Consider the following 16046-nt stretch of genomic DNA (forward strand, 5'->3'; position numbering starts at 1 on the left):
CGCCCGGGGGGCCCCCCCTCCTCTCGCCCCGCCGGCCCGACCCCGGGGCGGGGTGGGCCGCGGGGGGGCCCGGGCCCCCCCCCCCGGCCGCCCCGGGGGCCCCCGCGCGGTGGCCCGCGGGGCGCCCGCCCGAGCTTTCCTCGCGTGGAACCCGCCCCTGCAGACGGGTCGGCGAGTGCCGGCAGACCTGCGAGTGCTGTCAGACCTGGCCTCGCCACTGTCCGGTGGCTGAGCCTCGGTCCTCGATGAAGTGCTTGAAGCGCTTCAGGTCACCCTTGACCTGCCGGTCGACGAAGCCGAGCTTGTCGCCGATGTTCTCCGCCATCCCCTCGGGGTCGAAGTCCATCATCAGGGTGACCTGCGTATGGGTGGGATCGATCGGGTGGAAGGTCACCAGCCCGGACTGGTCGCTCTCGCCTCCGATGGTGACCCAGGCGACCTTGGTGTCGGGGATCTGTTCGGTGATCTCAGCGTCGAACTCCCGCTCGACACCGCTGATCTTCGTCACCCAGTGCGTGAGCGTTTCGGTGCGCTGCTCGATCCGCTCCACCCCGTCCATGAACTGCGGGAACGACTCGAACTGGGTCCACTGGTCGTACGCGGTACGGACCGGGACGTTGACCTCGATGGATTCCTTGACATGAGACATGACCTGTCTCCTTTGCGGTGGGTGGTGCGGCGGGAAGCGGCGGTCGCGGGCGTGCCCCGTCCGGCTTCCCGTGGGAGCACCGCATCCGTGCCCTTTCACGGCACGCCTGCCCCGGCAACCGGGTGGGGACTCCCCGAACGAGCCCACTTCCCGGACCATGCGGCCCCCAGCAGTCGCGGCCACCCACCGGACCGGACCGGACCCCGGCCGGACCGGCGCCGCCGGATGCCTCGCCTCTACGTGCCGCTTCCCGTCGCTCCGGGGCGCCTACTGTTCCCGTCCGCTGGTCGCCGCGTAGTACTGGAGGTCTTGAACCTCCACCGCGTGGTCCACCCGGTACGGCAGCTCGACCTGGGCCGCGGCCTTCCCGCCCCGGACGACGTGCGCCGCGCTGGTGCCCGTCTTCAGCGGCAGCAGCTCGGAGTGGATCCCCGCGGGAGCCTCGTGGCTGTCCTGGGCGGATCCGACGGTCGTACGGACGACTCCGGGGCCGGTGAGGAAGCTGAGCACCTCCACCGTGTCCCGGGGCGGGGCGCTGCCCCTGCGGAGCGACATCACCAGTGACTGGTCGCCCGTCGGATCGGCGTGGGCGAACTGCGTGCGCGCGGAGAGGTACAGGGTGTCCCGGACGATCTTCGGCCAGCTGCCCGTCTTGAACTTGGTCAGGTAGTACGAGGTCAGGTCCAGGTAGGCGTGGCCGTTGTGCAGGGAGGGCGCGAACTGGCTGCCCTCCGAGTAGTCGTTCCAGGTGGTCAGCTGCACCCAGTCGGCGCCGTCCTCGATGGCGCGGGTCCAGGTGGAGCGCAGGGTGGCGGTGTTGCCGGCCTCGTCGTAGACACCCTGGTTGGGGCGCGCGTCCTGGACCGACACGGGCTGCATCCAGATCTTGCCCATCCCGTGGGCCCTCTGCACGTCGCGCGTGGAGCTCTCCTGGCCGACGTAGCTGCGACTGCCCCACTCCGAGAAGCCGTGGCTGATCGGCGCGAACTCGCCGCTGTGGGCGCCGAAGTCGAGGAAGAGCGGGACGAAGGCGGTGCGGATGCCGTGCTCGGCCTTCAGGATGCCGATGACCTCGTTCCACCAGGCCACGCTCTTCGCCTCCGCCTTGAAGGGGGAGACCACGAGCCGGCCGTCGGGGAGCCGGTGGGCGGAGGAGGCGTCGGCGAGGGTGGCGATCGCCTCGGCGAGCACACCCGGGTCGTCGGTCTTCAGCGAGGTCATGTCCGGCATCAGCATGATCTTGAATGCCGGGTCGACCGAACGGGCCGCCGCCATCAGCAGGTTGCAGCGGTCCCAGTTCTTGCCGGAGAGGGAGAGCAGGTCGAGGGTGAAGCCGTCGATGCCCGCGGCGCGGGCCGTGCGCACCTCCTGCTGGAGGTTGGCGAACTCCCAGTCACCGCTCTTCGGCGCCACGGGCAGCGGCCGGTCGCGCAGCAGGCCGCCGTACCTCCCGTGCTTTCCGCTCTCCCCGTCGGGGTTCAGGTAGTTGCGTGTGTAGTAGTCGTTGTCCGCGCTCGCGTTGTCGAGGGACAGCGGGTACGGGGTGAAGTAGTGGGCGAACACCAGCTTCCTGCCCGCCTCGCCGGAGCGCAGGGCGGCCGGCTGGGGCATGTCGAAGGGCAGGGCGCCGGCGGGGCGCTCGGCTCCGCTGTCGGCGGCGCCCTTCGGGTTGCCCGTGGCGGCCGTTCCCTTGGTGGGGGGCTGCGGTGTCGCGGCCGGTGGCGAGGTGGCCGGGCCGGGGGCGTCACCGGGCCCGGCGGACCACGGGACGTCGATGGCGGGGGCCGAACCGCTGCGTGCGGCGCCCTCGCTGAGCGGGTCCCAGGCTATTCCGGTGGCCGCGCAGACACCGACCAGGAAGAAGGCGGAGAGCAGCAGGGCCAGCAGCGGCCTGCGGCCCCGGAAGGCCGGCCGTCGCCGGTGGGACACGGGCCGGGCCGCCCGGTCCGCGTGGTCCGTCCGCCGCTCCGCCCGGCGCGGTGCTCGCCGGTCCGTTCGCCGGTCCGCTGTCATCCTGGTCCCTCCCGCGAATATGCCCCGAGTGGGGGCTGCACAGCAGTAGAGCCCATTACCGCCTTCCGGACAACCGTTCCCAGGGGCCGGGGCCCGGGCACGTACGTCACACGGACCACGGGAACTACGCAGCCCCGTCCGTCCGTCCGACCCGTCCGGCGGTGACGGCGTCCTCGGCTGCGTCGCATGCCGGCGGACGGACGGGACGGGCGGGACGGACGGGACGCGCCGGACGCCGCGGGGTCAGTCGGACCGCGGGGCGGCGACGTCGGCGTTCTCCAGGATCCCGACGGCATCCGGCACGAGGATCGCCGCCGAGTAGTAGGAGCTGACCAGGTAGGCCATGACCGACTTCCGGTCGATGCCCATGCAGCGGACGTTGAGGCCCGGTTCGATCTGTTCCGGGATCGCGGCCGGGCGCAGGCCGATGACGCCACCGTTGTCCTCCCCGGTGCGCAGGGCCAGGATCGAGCTGGTGTGGCCGCCCACGACCGGGATCTTGCCGCAGGGCAGCAGCGGGACGCCGCGCCAGGACGGCACCTGCTTGCCGTGGACCTCCACCGTCTGCGGGACGAGGCCGCGCTTGTTGCACTCGCGGAGGAAGGCGGCGACGGCCTTGGGGTGGGCGAGGAGGAATGCGGTGCCGCGCCGCATGCTGAGCAGGTCGTCCATGTCGTCGGGGGTGGGCGGGCCGGACCAGGTGCTGATGCGCTGTCCGTAGTCGGCGTTGTGCAGGAGGCCGAATTCCCGGTTGTTGAGGAGTTCGGACTCCTCGCGTTCGCGCATCGCCTGTACGGTCAGGCGCAGTTGTTGCTCGAACTGGTTCATCGGGTCGTTGTAGAGGTCGGCGACCCGGGTGTGGATCCGCAGCACGGTCTGGGCGAGGCTGAGCTCGTACTCGCGGGGCTGGAGTTCGTAGTCGACGAAGGTGGCGGGCAGCGGGGCCTCGCCCGCGTGCCCGGAGGCGAGCTCGATGTCGGCCTCGCCGCGCCGGTTGACGGGACGCCGGCCGTTCTCGACGTACTGCTCCAGGTGGGCCCGCAGACTCGCGGCGCGGCCCAGTACCTCCTGGAAGGAGCTCCACCGCAGCACCATGACGGTGGCGGCGGTGGCGGCCCTGACGCCGTAGCCCCAGCGCGGGTCGGCCTGACCGAGGGCGTCGTCGCCGAGCTGGTCGCCGTCGGTGACGATGCCGAGCAGTTCACTCGCGCCGTACCTGCCCGGCGCATGCTTCTCGAAGCGGCCGTGGGCGATGACGAACACCTCGGCGACGGGGGCGCCCCCCTCGACGAGTACGTCTCCGGCGCGCAGGTCGCGCTTGACGAAGCGCAGGGCCAGCTCCTCCAGTACGGCGGAGTCGGTGTAGCCCTTGAGGACGGGCAGTTCGGTGAGGGTGGGGGCGAGGATGCGTACGTCGTCCGCGCCGGCCTGGACGAAGGAGACCCGGCCGCGACCGACGGCGTGGGTCAGCCGGCGGTTGACGCGGTAGGTGCCGGCGCCCAGGTCCACCCAGGGCAGCATGCGCAGCAGCCAGCGGGAGCTGATGCCCTGCATCTGGGGAACGGACTTGGTGGTCGTCGCGAGATTGCGGGCCGCTGCGGTGCTCAGGCTCAGCTGCCGGTCGTCGGCGGGGTCCAGGAGTGGCTGCGCCTCTGCGGTCATGCGGGGTTCCTCCCTGCGTCGGCTCCACGCGGAGCGTGCTGCACGCTCACGGTGGGCCGCCAGGCGTCACCTGCGGTAGCCGCACCGGGCGGGGGGCTGTTGAAAATCCGCTGCGGTTGAAGCGCTGCACGCCTGTACGAACTCCCGGGCGGACGCACATCCGTGCAGGCTTTCAACGCCACCGCATCTTCAACGGGTCGACGGGCGCCGGAGCTTCCGGGGGCGGGGGCGCCCCCCGCTCCATGGGTGGGTGTGCCGACCCGCAGGAGGAGTCATGGACCGCGCCCCCGCTCACGCACTGGCCCGCCCGCGCCCCGCCGCCGGTCCGGTGGAGGTCCTGGGCCGGCTGCTCGGCGGCGCGAGCGGTCTGGGAACCGCTCCCCCGAGGGCCGCTCCCGGCCCCGCTGGTAAGGGTCCTGACGGTACGGGTCCTGACGGCTCGGGCCCTCGCACGAGCACCGATCCGGCCGCCAAGGCCACGGGCACGGGCACGGGCATCGTCGTCCCGCCGCTGTACTGCCCCGACGCCGTCCGGGACGACCCGGCGCTCGCCGACGAGGTGAACGAGGAACTCGTGCGGTGGGCCGCCGGGGTCGGGATCTACGCAGGACGCCTGGACATGCTGCGCTCGTGCGGGTTCGGCCGGCTGATGATGCTCGCGCACCCGGACTGCGACTCCGCCGACCGGCTGCTGGCGGCCGCCAAGTGCGGGCTCTCCGAGTGGGCCGTGGACGACCACTGGGTCGACGAGGGGGAGCACGCCGACCCGGGGCTGATCGGCCTGCGCACGGCGCTCGCGCACGCCGTGGTCGACCCGGTGCGGCTGCCGCCGCGCTACGAGCGGCAGTTCGAGGACCGGGTGGCGGCCGAACCGGTGCTGCGCGCGTTCCGCACCTCTCTGGAGCACCTCGCCGAGTTCGCCTCCCCCACCCAGGTGACCCGCCTGCGGTACCAGCTGGCCGTGATGTTCGTCGGGTACAACCAGGAGGCCGAATGGCGGACCTCCGCCCGCAGGCCCTCGGTCTGGGAGTACCTGGTGCACCGGTACGAGAACGGCTTCTTCCCCTGCATGGCCCTGACCGATCCGGTCGGCGGCTACGAGGTCCCCGCGCACGAGTTCGCCGACGCCCGGGTGCGGCGTACGTACATGTACGCGGGGGCCGCAGGCTGTCTGCTGAACGACCTGTACTCGATGGCCCGGGAGGATCCGGGTGACACCAACCTCCCCCGCCTGATCGCGGCCGAGGAGCACTGCTCCCTCCAGGAGGCGGTGAACCGCACGGCCGCGGTCCACGACGAGGTGATGCACCTCGTCGAGTCCGAGTCGGCGGCGCTGGCCGCCCTCGGCTCGCCCGCGCTGGGCCGCTTCCTGGAGGGGATCTGGAACTGGCTGGGCGGGTCGAAGGAATGGCACGCCACGAGCCCCCGCTACCACGGCCCCGCGAGCGGCGGCACGTCGTAGACGTCACCCCGGCCCTGTTCCGCCTCGTCCCGTTCCGTCCTGTCCTGTTCTGTTCTCAGATCTTTCCCGTGAGCACCCGGGTCCGGTGGCCCAGAGCCCGTTCGAAGGCGGCGGTGAAGCGCGGGTGCAGAGGCGGCCAGTCGTCAAACTCGAAGCCGAGGTAGGCGAAGGCGAAGTAGTCGTCGGTCCAGTCCCACCGGGCGAGCGGAGCGCGCCGGGCACAGGCCGGGCAGCCGAGCTCGGCTTCGCCCGTGGTGTACCAGGTGTCGAGAACCTCGCCTGGGTAGTCGGCGTCGGCCCTTCGGCAGTGGGGACAGATCGCGGAAGGGGATTCACCCTGGCCTGCGAAGAAGACCGTACGGCCCGCCACGACCCGCACTTCGCCGCCGGGCTCCTCCTCCAGCCCCTTGAGCCGGGCACGCCAGTCCCAGGAAACCAGGTCGACGGCCTCCCGCCAGCGTTCACCGGCCAGGTGCACCACCTCGTCCCGCCACGGCACCGGACGGATGAACCCTTCTGCCTCCAGCCACCCCCTGCCGTGCTCGCCCCGGGCGAACGCCTCCTCCGCAGAGGCCTCCAGCTCCACCACGGTCTGCCGATAGGTCCCCACGGCTCTCCCCCTTCGTACGGCGGAGTCGACCCTACCGATCCCAAGACGGCCTCCCGCGTACGGCGGGGGCGTTTCAGCCCAGCGTGCGAACCCGGTCCAGCAGCGCCCGCGCCGTGCGGTTGCCGCGGACGGGCTGGAGGCGGCCGCGCAGGCGGCGCACGGCTTCGTCCACGCGCGCGGAGTCCAGCTGGGGTACCACGTCCAGCATCTCGTGCCAGGTGGCACAGGCCCGTTCCACGTGCCCTTGGCCCAGGTGGAGTTCGGCGAGGCGAGCGAGTGTGACGGCCCGCGCCCGGCGCTCGCCCGCCGGGCGGTGGCGCAGCGACATGCCGAGTGCGGCGATCGCACCGGGTGCGTCCCCGAGGGCCGCCAGCGCCTCGGCCTGCTGATGGGCGAGCGCCGCCGGATGGTAGGCACCGATGGCCGCCTGCCGGCCGCCCGAACGCTCCAACAGCCGCTCCGCCTCGCCCAGATGGGCCAGCGCCGCCCGCCGGTCACCGCAGCCCGCCTCGGCGACCGCCAGCTGCCCGGTGACGAACGCAGCCTGCTGGGAGGGCAGCCGCCCCGCCTCCCGGGCCGCGGCCTCCGCCAGTTCCCACGCCTGTTTGCGGTGACCCAGGTGGTGGGCCTGGACGCTCATGGCCCGCAGGACGGGCGCCCAGCACTGAGGGTCCCCGGCCTCCTGGCCGAGCCGCAGCCCGGCCCGGTAGTAGGCCTGGGCCATGCCCTGCTGGTTGCCGTCGAAGCACAGGAAACCCGCCGTGTACGCGAGGCGCGCGGCGCAGCCCAGCAGCCGGTGCCGTACCGCGGGCGCGGCGCCGGTGCGCAGCCAGGGCGCCACGGTGGTGGCGAGGTAGCGGGTCAGGGCGGGCCGGACCAGGCCGCTGCCGAACATCATGTCGGCGTTGCGGAAGACCGGCAGCACGGCCTCGGCGGCCTCCACGTGGTCCGGCCCGATCCGGCCGGCCTGCCGGACGGGCGGCCCGGTCCGCGCCGCAACCCCGTGCGGCGGCGGCCAGCCGGGGGGCCGCCAGGCGGAGGAGTAGACCGGGATCTCGCCCAGCAGGGACTCCGCGTCGACGGCGGCGTCCCCGGCGCCCGCCGGGCCCATGGCCGCGAACTCCGGTGCGAGGACGTCCGCGCCGTGCGGTGCGGCGCCGGGGCGGTCCCGCGCCCGGGCCGCGCCGGCCGGGCGCGCGAGTCCGGTGTCCGCCGGGCTGACGCGCCGCCCGGTCCGCCGGCTGAGCGCCTCGGCGGCCAGGGCGACCACATGCGCGGGCGGGCGGGTGCCGGCGAGCCAGTGCGAGATCGAGGTCCGGTCGTAACGCAGGGTGAGGCCGGTTTCGGCGGCGACGCCGTTGACGGCACGTGCGAAGTCCTGCCCGCTCCAGCGGGCGTCGGCGAGGAGGGTGCGGAGTCGTCCGTTGGGTTCACGCCTGGCCATCAGAAACTGCCCAGCTCGTACACGTGTCCATCCATTCAACGCGGTCGGACATTCAACACGGAGGGGTGGGGGCGGATGTACCGGGTGCGGCCGTCCTGCCCCTAACTAAGACGTGTGCGCCGGGTGGCACACGGTCACACCGCGTGGCCCTGGCGTACGGGAGCACAGCAGATCGCACGGAGCATGACCGTCCCGTCCGGTCGCTCCCGCACACCACCCCCCACTGGCCCGCTGCCCAGGAGGTGCGTACATCCATGACCACGTACGTGAAGGACCGGGACGACCACGGCACCACCGCCGTACTCGGCCGCACCCGGGCCGCGGTGGAACCGCTGCTGCGGGCGGCCGTGCGCTCGCTGCCCGGCGGTGTGCGGGCGGTGTCCGAGTACCACCTCGGATGGCGCGACCGCACCGGGGCTCCGGCCGTCTCCGGGGCGGGGAAGGCGATACGGCCGGCCCTGGTGCTGGCCGCGGCCCGGGCCGTCGGCGGCCGCGAGGAGGACGCCGTCGGAGCCGCAGCTGCCACCGAACTCGTCCACAATTTCACGCTGTTGCACGACGACGTCATCGATCGCGATCCGGTGCGCCGGCACCGGCCGACCGCCTGGACGGTGTTCGGCGACGCCCAGGCGATCGTCGCGGGCGACGCGATGGCCGCGCTCGCGGTGCGGCTGGTCGCCGACCGGACCGAGGCCGTGGTCCGGTTGTCGGACTGCGTGGTCGAGCTGTGCGAGGGCCAGCACGAGGACTGCGCCTCCGAGGCCCGGACGGCGGTCGCCCTGGACGAGGCGATGACCACGGCGGAGGCCAAGACCGGGGCCCTGCTGGGCGCGGCCTGCGCCCTCGGCGGGCTGTACGGGGGCGCTGCGCCGGAGGTCACGGCCGCACTCGACGCCTTCGGGCGGGGCATCGGGGTCGGCTTCCAGCTGATCGACGACCTGCTGGGGATCTGGGGCGACCCGGAGATCACCGGGAAGCCCGTCGGCGCCGACCTCGCCGCCCGCAAGAAGTCCATGCCGGTGGTCGCCGCCCTGTCGTCGGGAACGGAGGCGGGCGCCGAGCTCGCCGCCCTGTACGCCGGGACGCGCCCGCTCGGCGCGGCCGGGATCGCCCGCGCGACGGCTCTGGTCGAGGACGCGGGCGCGCGGGACTGGGCGCAGCGCGAGGCGTGCGTACAGGCGGCTCGGGCGCTGGAATGCCTGGCCGAGGCCGTCCCGGATCCGGTGGCGACCGCCGAGCTGGTGTCGCTGTGCGAGCTGATCACCCGGAGGGACCGCTGAGCGGCGGAGCACCCGTCGTCGCGTACAGCCCCCGCGACGCCCCGGCCCCGGTGTCACGCACGCTTCCGGCCACCGCGTCACCCCCAGGAAGACCGACCGAGAGGAAGGCCCGTCATGTCCGTCGACCCCAGCGCCGAACCGAGTACCGAGCAGCTGACCGCCGTTGCCCGCCAGAGCCTCAGCACCGAAGCCGCCCGCAATCTGGCCACCACGACCAAGTCCGCGCCGCAGATGCAGGGCATCAGCTCGCGCTGGCTGCTGAAGATCCTTCCGTGGGTGCAGACCGGAGGCGGCACCTACCGGGTCAACCGGACGGTGAGCTACACCGTGGGCGACGGGCGCATCACCTTCGTGAAGACGGGGACCGAACTGCGGGTCATCCCGGCAATGCTGCGTGAACTCGGCATGCTCCGGAACTTCCCCGACGACCAGGTGGTGAAGGCCATCGCCGACCGGTTCGTGAAGGAGGAGTTCCGCAAGGGCGACGTCATCGTGCGGCGCGGCGAGCCCGTCGACAAGATCTTCCTGATCGCCCACGGACGGATCGAGCGGCTCGGCACGGGCGCCTACGGGGACGAGGCCAGCCTGGACGTGCTGAGCGACGGCGACCACTTCGGACACCACCCGCTGCCCGACGCCTGCTGGGAGTTCACGGCCCGGGCGCAGACGGATGTGGTGACGATGACCTTCAACCGCGGTGACTGGGACGCGGCGCTGAACAGCTCCGCGGCGCTGCGCCGGCACGCCGAGGCCTATCTGGAGGCCGAGCGCGTCGGCCGCCGCGGCAGCGACGCCGTCGACCTGTCCGCCGGCCACACGGGCGAGGTGCTGCTGCCCGGCACGTACGTCGACTACGAGGTGAGCCCGCGCGAGTACGAGCTCAGCGTCGCGCAGACCGTGCTGCGCGTGCACTCCCGGGTATCGGATCTCTACAACCAGCCGATGAACCAGTCCGAGCAGCAGCTCCGGCTGACGATCCAGGCGTTGAAGGAGCGCCAGGAGAGCGAGCTGATCAACAACGCCGAGTTCGGTCTGCTGCACAACGCCGACTACGAGCAGCGGGTGTACGCCCGTACCGGTCCGCCCACCCCCGACGACCTGGACGAACTCCTCAGCCGTCGCCGAGGGTCGCAGTACTTCCTCGCCCACCCCCGCACCATCGCCGCCTTCGGCCGCGAATGCAGCCGGCGTGGCCTGTACCCGGACAGCGTGGAGTTCCAGGGCCACCGGCTCCCCTCCTGGCGCGGGGTGCCGCTGCTGCCCTGCAACAAGATCCCGGTGACCCGGGAGCGGACCAGCTCGATCCTCGTGCTGCGCACCGGCGAGGACAACGAGGGGGTCGTCGGACTGCACCCGGTGGCCCTGCCCGACGAGTACCAGCCGGGCCTGTCCGTCCGGTTCATGAACATCAACGAGCAGGCGATCATCTCCTACCTGGTCACCGCCTACTACTCCGCGGCGATCCTGGTGCCCGACGCCGTCGGGGTGCTGGAGAACGTTGAGATCTCCCGGTTCGACGACTGAGGGGACCGTGTCATGACCGCTCAGGAGACGTCCCCGGGGCAGCCCTTCGAGCTGCCCGAGTTCTACCTCCCGCATCCCGCGCGCCTCAATCCGCATCTGGAGGAGGCCCGGACGCACACCCGCGCGTGGGCCGGGGAGCTGGGGATGCTGGAAGGCTCGGGCGTGTGGGGCCCGGCCGACCTGGAGGCGCACGACTACGCGCTGTTGTGCGCCTACACCCACCCCGAGTGCGACGGCCCGATGCTCTCGCTCGTCACCGACTGGTACGTGTGGGTGTTCTTCTTCGACGACTGGTTCCTGGAGCGCTTCAAGCGCACCGGCGACCGGGCGGCGGGGCGGGCCGCGCTGGAGCGGCTCGCCCCGTTCATGCCCTCCGATCCGGGCGCGCCGATGCCCGAGCCGGCCAATCCGGTCGAGGCGGGGCTGACCGACCTGTGGCGGCGTACGGTGCCGGGCCACTCGGCGGACTGGATCGGGCGCTTCACCGTCAGCACCCGTGATCTCCTCCACGAGTCGCTGTGGGAGCTCGACAACATCAACATCGGCCGGGTGTCGAACCCGATGGAGTACGTCGAGCAGCGCCGCAAGGTCGGCGGCGCGCCCTGGTCGGCGGGGATCGTCGAGCACGCGGTGGGCGTGGAGGTTCCCGCGGCCGTCTCCGGGGAGCGGGCGCTGCGCGTCCTGCGCGACTGCTTCGCCGACTCGGTCCACTTCCGCAACGACCTGTTCTCGTACGAGCGGGAGATCGGGAAGGAGGGGGAGCTGAGCAACGGGGTGCTGGTCCTGGAGAGGTTCTTCGGCTGCACCACCCAGGAGGCCGCCGACCAGCTGAACAACATGCTCACCTCGCGGCTTCAGCAGTTCGAGAGCACCTTCTTCACGGAACTGCCCGTGCTGTTCGCGGAGAAGGGCCTCGGCCCGGACGGGATCCTCGCGGTCCTCACCTACGCCCGCGGGCTGCAGGACTGGCAGTCGGGCGGCCACGAGTGGCACATGCGGTCCAGCCGGTACATGAACACCCGGCCCGGTCGCACGGACGCGGGCCTGGCCGGGTGGCCTGGCGGCCCCTCGGGGCTGGGCACCGCCGGCTCCAACGTGAAGGCGCTGCTGGGCCTGACCGGCGGTGCGCGGCGGGTGCGCCGGCACGGCAACGTTCCACACCCGGTGGGCCCTTCGGTGATCCCGGACTTCTACCTGCCGTACCGCAACGTGCTCAGCCCGCATCTGGCGGGCGCCCGGGAGCGGCTCATCGAGTGGAACCGGGCGATGGGCATCCTGGACGAGGGCATCTGGTGGGAGGACAAGGCGCGGGGGTACGACTTCGCGCTGTGCTCGGCGGGCATGGACCCGACGTGCTCGGCGGAGGCGCTGGACATCAGCGCGGGCTGGCTGAGCTGGGGCACGTACGCCGACGACGTCTATCCGCTGGTCTTCGGCACCGCCCGCGCCCTGGCCGCCGCCAGGGTGCAGACCGACCGGCTGCGCGCCTGCATGCCGCTCGACCTGTCCGCCCCGCCGGCTCCGCTCAACGCGTTGGAGCGGGGGCTGGCCGACCTGTGGCGGCGGACGGCCGCGCCGATGGGGCCGCGCGGGCGGGAGATGTTCCGGACGGCCGTGGACCAGGTGCTGGACAGCTGGCTGTGGGAGCTGGACAACCAGGCCGCCAACCGGGTGCCTGACCCGGTGGACTACCTGGAGATGCGCCGGGTGACCTTCGGGTCGCCGATGACGATCTCGCTCGCGCGGATGGAGCACATGGACGTCGTTCCGGAGGAGGTCTACGGGAGTTCGGCCGTGCAGTCCCTGCATGCAGCGGCCTTCGACTACTCGGCCGTCATGAACGACGTGTTCTCGTACCAGAAGGAGGCGGAGTACGAGGGCGAGCTGCACAATCTCCTGATCGTCGTGGAGAACTTCTTCGACTGCGACTACCCGACGGCGCTGCGGGTCGTGAACGACCTGATGACCTCGCGGATGCAGCAGTTCGAGCACGTGGTGGCGAAGGAACTCCCCGTCATGTACGCGGACCACGGGCTCGACGCGGCGGCCCGTGCGGCCCTGGACCGCCATGTGGAGGAGCTGAAGCAGTGGATGGCCACCATCGCCGTCTGGCACGCGCAGACCCGTCGCTACCGGGAGGAGGACCTCAAGCACCACCACGCGCACCGCCCGGCTGTGGCGGCGGGCGCCGTCACGCCGAATCCGCCGGCCAGGGGCCGGATGTTGCCCCCGGCTCCGCATCGCGCCGCGTGGGCCTGACCGGGGCGGCGGCGACTCCTGGGGCGGAATGCGACATTCCCCTGGTCTTGCGTCCCAAGTGGCGCATAATCGACGTCACGCGGCGCTCGAACGAACCTTCTTGCCGCGCTTGGTCACGCATGCAATGGGGGGCATCGTGCCGATGAGGGGATCCGGGACGACCGGAACGCTGCCTGCTACCTCCGCCGAGATGTCCCGGCTGCTCACCGCCGTCCGACGGGGGCGGGTGCTGACCGTGGCGGGCGGGTTCCGCGAGCCGCGGAGCCTGCTGGTGCGGGAGATCGCCCGGCGGATCGCGTCCAACTTCTACGACGGGGTCGCCTTCGTCGCCATGGATCCGCACCACGGTGGCTACGGCGTCCGGGAACTGACGGCGGAGCTGGGCTGCGTACCCGCCGCGCCGCTGCCGCCGTCGGGGACGGCGAACGCCACCTCGTGGCTGGCCGAACGGGACATGCTGCTCGTCCTGGACGGCGCCGAGCAGCTCGGCCCGGACGCCCTGGCCTGGCTGCGGAACCAGCTGGCCGTGGCCCCCGGGCTGCGGATCCTGGCCGCCGGTCGGTCCCCGCTGGCGTTCGAACAGGAACGAATCCACCGGCTCTGACGGCCCGGGTGCCGGGGCCCCGGCACCCGGCCGTGCCCCGTACCCGCCCGTGCCCCCGTACCCGGCCGTGCCCCGGAGACGGGTCCGCCCCGGCCGGGCACGAGGCCGGCCGGGGCGGATCGCGTCAGGGACGCCCGCTCGACAGCTGAGGGTGTCAGCCGAGGAGGGCGAGCGCCTTGTTGAAGGTCGCGGACGGGCGCATGATCGCCGCGGCCTTCGTGGCGTCGGGCTGGTAGTAGCCGCCGATGTCGGCCGGGGAGCCCTGCACCGCGATGAGCTCGGAGACGATGGTGCTCTCCTGCTCGGCAAGGGTCTTGGCGAGCGGCTCGAAGGCCTTGGCCAGCTCGGCGTCGTCGGTCTGCCTGGCCAGCTCCTGCGCCCAGTACAGGGCGAGGAAGAAGTGGCTGCCGCGGTTGTCGATGCCGCCCAGCTTGCGGCTCGGCGACTTGTCCTCGTTGAGGAAGGTGCCGGTCGCGCGGTCCAGGGTGTCGGCCAGCACCTGGGCGCGGGCGTTGCCGGTGGTGGTCGCGAGGTGCTCGAAGCTGGCCGCCAGCGCGAAGAACTCGCCCAGGCTGTCCCAGCGCAGGTAGTTCTCCTTGACGAGCTGCTGGACGTGCTTCGGGGCGGAACCGCCGGCGCCCGTCTCGAAGAGGCCGCCGCCGTTCATCAGCGGGACGACCGACAGCATCTTGGCGCTGGTGCCCAGCTCCAGGATCGGGAAGAGGTCGGTCAGGTAGTCGCGCAGCACGTTGCCGGTCACCGAGATGGTGTCCTCACCGCGGCGGATGCGCTCCAGGGAGAAGGCCGTGGCCTCGACCGGGGAGAGGATCTTGATGTCCAGGCCCTCGGTGTCGTGCTGGGCCAGGTACGTCTTCACCTTGGCGATCAGCTGCGCGTCGTGCGCGCGGCTCTCGTCGAGCCAGAAGACGGCCGGGACGCCGGTGGCGCGGGCGCGGGTGACGGCGAGCTTGACCCAGTCCTGGATCGGCAGGTCCTTGGTCTGGCAGGCGCGGAAGATGTCACCGGCGGCGACCTCCTGCTCCAGGACCGCGTTGCCCGCGGCGTCGACGACGCGGACGGTGCCCGCGGCGGCGATCTCGAAGGTCTTGTCGTGGCTGCCGTACTCCTCGGCCTTCTGGGCCATGAGGCCGACGTTCGGCACCGAGCCCATCGTCGAGGGGTCGAAGGCGCCGTGGGCGCGGCAGTCGTCGACGACGACCTGGTAGACACCGGCGTAGCTGCTGTCCGGAAGGACGGCCAGGGTGTCGGCCTCGTTGCCGTCCGGGCCCCACATGTGGCCGGAGGTGCGGATCATGGCCGGCATGGAGGCGTCGACGATGACGTCGGACGGCACGTGCAGGTTGGTGATGCCCTTGTCGGAGTCGACCATCGCGAGGGCGGGGCCCTCGGCGATCTCGGCGTCGATGGAGGCCTTGATCGCGTCGCCGTCGGGCAGCGCGCCCAGGCCGTTCAGGATGGCGCCGAGACCGTCGTTGGGAGACAGGCCGGCGGCGGCGAGGGTCTCGCCGTAGCGGGCGAAGGTCGTCGGGAGGAAGGCGCGGACCACGTGGCCGAAGATGATCGGGTCGGAGACCTTCATCATGGTGGCCTTGAGGTGCACGGAGAACAGCACGTTCTCGGCCTTGGCGCGCTCGATCTGGTCGTTCAGGAAGGTGCGCAGCGCGTCGACGTGCAGGACGGACCCGTCCACGACCTCACCGGCGAGGACCGGTACGGACTCGCGCAGCACGGTGACGGCGCCGTCGGCGGCGACGTGCTCGATGCGCAGGGTGTCCGCCTCGGCCATGACGGTGGACTTCTCGGTGGAGCGGAAGTCGTTCGCACCCATGGTGGCGACGTTGGTCTTCGACTCGGCGGTCCAGGCACCCATGCGGTGCGGGTGCGTCTTGGCGTAGTTCTTGACCGAGGCCGGGGCGCGGCGGTCGGAGTTGCCCTCGCGCAGGACCGGGTTGACGGCGCTGCCCTTGACCTTGTCGTAGCGGGCGCGGATCTCGCGCTCCTCGTCGGTCTTCGGGTCGTCCGGGTAGTCCGGGAGGGCGTAGCCCTGGCCCTGGAGCTCGGCGACCGCGGCCTTCAGCTGCGGGATCGAGGCCGAGACGTTGGGCAGCTTGATGATGTTCGCTTCCGGCGTCTTCGCCAGCAGGCCCAGCTCGGCCAGGGCGTCGGCGATCCGCTGGCTCTCCTGGAGGTACTCCGGGAAGCTGGCGATGATCCGACCGGCCAGGGAGATGTCACGGGTCTCGACATTCACACCGGCCGTCGACGCGTACGCCTGGATCACAGGCAGGAAGGAATACGTCGCGAGGGCCGGGGCCTCGTCAGTGTGCGTGTAGATGATGGTCGAGTCAGTCACCGGATGCTCCGCTCCACAGTCTGCGTCTCTCGTCTGCAACATTGCTCGACATCAAGATATCTCGTGATCGGGCCGGTCTGGACAGCCCCCTGCCGCAAGCCCGGGAGACGCGTGTCACGCAGACCCCCGGGACGGCGAAAGCGCCGCCCACGGCTGTTTCCAGCC

Annotated in this window: 11 protein-coding genes; 5 read left to right on the plus strand and 6 right to left on the minus strand. The window is 72.0% G+C overall.

The features are described 5' to 3' along the window. Window positions 1–199: 199 nt before the first annotated feature. From ACWGIF_RS24440 to ACWGIF_RS24450, 3 genes are all read right to left on the minus strand, one after another. Window positions 200–649 (minus strand): SRPBCC family protein, encoded by a 450-nt coding sequence (locus ACWGIF_RS24440; protein ID WP_453500625.1) that lies wholly within the window; start codon window positions 647–649, stop codon window positions 200–202. Window positions 650–916: 267 nt separating this feature from the next. Then, window positions 917–2662, minus strand: a complete 1746-nt coding sequence (locus ACWGIF_RS24445; protein ID WP_453500626.1) for a glycoside hydrolase family 71 protein — start codon at window positions 2660–2662, stop codon at window positions 917–919. A gap of 243 nt (window positions 2663–2905) precedes the next feature. Further along, complete coding sequence (locus tag ACWGIF_RS24450; protein ID WP_453500627.1) at window positions 2906–4324, minus strand: family 2B encapsulin nanocompartment shell protein; 1419 nt, start codon at window positions 4322–4324, stop codon at window positions 2906–2908. Between the two features lie 274 nt (window positions 4325–4598). Between ACWGIF_RS24450 and ACWGIF_RS24455 the strand changes: the two genes are divergently transcribed. After that, window positions 4599–5786 (plus strand): family 2 encapsulin nanocompartment cargo protein terpene cyclase, encoded by a 1188-nt coding sequence (locus tag ACWGIF_RS24455; protein WP_453500628.1) that lies wholly within the window; start codon window positions 4599–4601, stop codon window positions 5784–5786. A gap of 55 nt (window positions 5787–5841) precedes the next feature. Here the strand turns inward: ACWGIF_RS24455 and ACWGIF_RS24460 are convergent, their stop codons facing one another. Both ACWGIF_RS24460 and ACWGIF_RS24465 read right to left on the minus strand, forming a co-directional pair. Then, window positions 5842–6396: a hypothetical protein gene (locus tag ACWGIF_RS24460; protein ID WP_453500629.1), complete on the minus strand. Its 555-nt coding sequence runs from the start codon at window positions 6394–6396 to the stop codon at window positions 5842–5844. A gap of 73 nt (window positions 6397–6469) precedes the next feature. Then, window positions 6470–7840: a tetratricopeptide repeat protein gene (locus ACWGIF_RS24465; RefSeq protein ID WP_453500630.1), complete on the minus strand. Its 1371-nt coding sequence runs from the start codon at window positions 7838–7840 to the stop codon at window positions 6470–6472. 254 nt (window positions 7841–8094) lie between these two features. Here ACWGIF_RS24465 and ACWGIF_RS24470 point away from each other — a divergent pair, with 254 nt between their 5' ends. From ACWGIF_RS24470 to ACWGIF_RS24485, 4 genes are all read left to right on the plus strand, one after another. After that, window positions 8095–9120 carry a polyprenyl synthetase family protein gene (locus ACWGIF_RS24470; protein WP_453500631.1) on the plus strand — a complete coding sequence of 342 codons (1026 nt, stop codon included), beginning with the start codon at window positions 8095–8097 and terminating at the stop codon, window positions 9118–9120. A 114-nt stretch (window positions 9121–9234) separates the two neighbouring features. Further along, window positions 9235–10644 carry a family 2B encapsulin nanocompartment shell protein gene (locus ACWGIF_RS24475; RefSeq protein WP_453500632.1) on the plus strand — a complete coding sequence of 470 codons (1410 nt, stop codon included), beginning with the start codon at window positions 9235–9237 and terminating at the stop codon, window positions 10642–10644. Window positions 10645–10656: 12 nt separating this feature from the next. Beyond that, window positions 10657–12903, plus strand: coding sequence for a terpene synthase family protein (locus tag ACWGIF_RS24480; protein ID WP_453500633.1), 2247 nt, complete (start codon window positions 10657–10659; stop codon window positions 12901–12903). 190 nt (window positions 12904–13093) lie between these two features. Further along, entirely contained in the window at window positions 13094–13507 is a 414-nt protein-coding gene (locus tag ACWGIF_RS24485) for a hypothetical protein (RefSeq protein WP_453500634.1), read from the plus strand. Window positions 13508–13661: 154 nt separating this feature from the next. Here ACWGIF_RS24485 and ACWGIF_RS24490 read toward each other — a convergent pair whose 3' ends face one another. Further along, window positions 13662–15881: an NADP-dependent isocitrate dehydrogenase gene (locus ACWGIF_RS24490; RefSeq protein WP_453500635.1), complete on the minus strand. Its 2220-nt coding sequence runs from the start codon at window positions 15879–15881 to the stop codon at window positions 13662–13664. Window positions 15882–16046 lie beyond the last annotated feature (165 nt).

This window comes from Streptomyces sp. NPDC054849 (genome assembly GCF_053610945.1).

Excerpts from the sequence above, each read along its gene's own strand:
- ACWGIF_RS24485 (WP_453500634.1), top strand. The coding sequence starts at position 13,094 with ATGTCCCGGCTGCTCACCGCCGTCCGACGGGGGCGGGTGCTGACCGTG.
- ACWGIF_RS24440 (WP_453500625.1), bottom strand. The coding sequence starts at position 649 with ATGTCTCATGTCAAGGAATCCATCGAGGTCAACGTCCCGGTCCGTACC.
- ACWGIF_RS24455 (WP_453500628.1), top strand. The coding sequence starts at position 4,599 with ATGGACCGCGCCCCCGCTCACGCACTGGCCCGCCCGCGCCCCGCCGCC.
- ACWGIF_RS24445 (WP_453500626.1), bottom strand. The coding sequence starts at position 2,662 with ATGACAGCGGACCGGCGAACGGACCGGCGAGCACCGCGCCGGGCGGAG.
- ACWGIF_RS24465 (WP_453500630.1), bottom strand. The coding sequence starts at position 7,840 with ATGGCCAGGCGTGAACCCAACGGACGACTCCGCACCCTCCTCGCCGAC.
- ACWGIF_RS24475 (WP_453500632.1), top strand. The coding sequence starts at position 9,235 with ATGTCCGTCGACCCCAGCGCCGAACCGAGTACCGAGCAGCTGACCGCC.
- ACWGIF_RS24450 (WP_453500627.1), bottom strand. The coding sequence starts at position 4,324 with ATGACCGCAGAGGCGCAGCCACTCCTGGACCCCGCCGACGACCGGCAG.
- ACWGIF_RS24480 (WP_453500633.1), top strand. The coding sequence starts at position 10,657 with ATGACCGCTCAGGAGACGTCCCCGGGGCAGCCCTTCGAGCTGCCCGAG.
- ACWGIF_RS24470 (WP_453500631.1), top strand. The coding sequence starts at position 8,095 with ATGACCACGTACGTGAAGGACCGGGACGACCACGGCACCACCGCCGTA.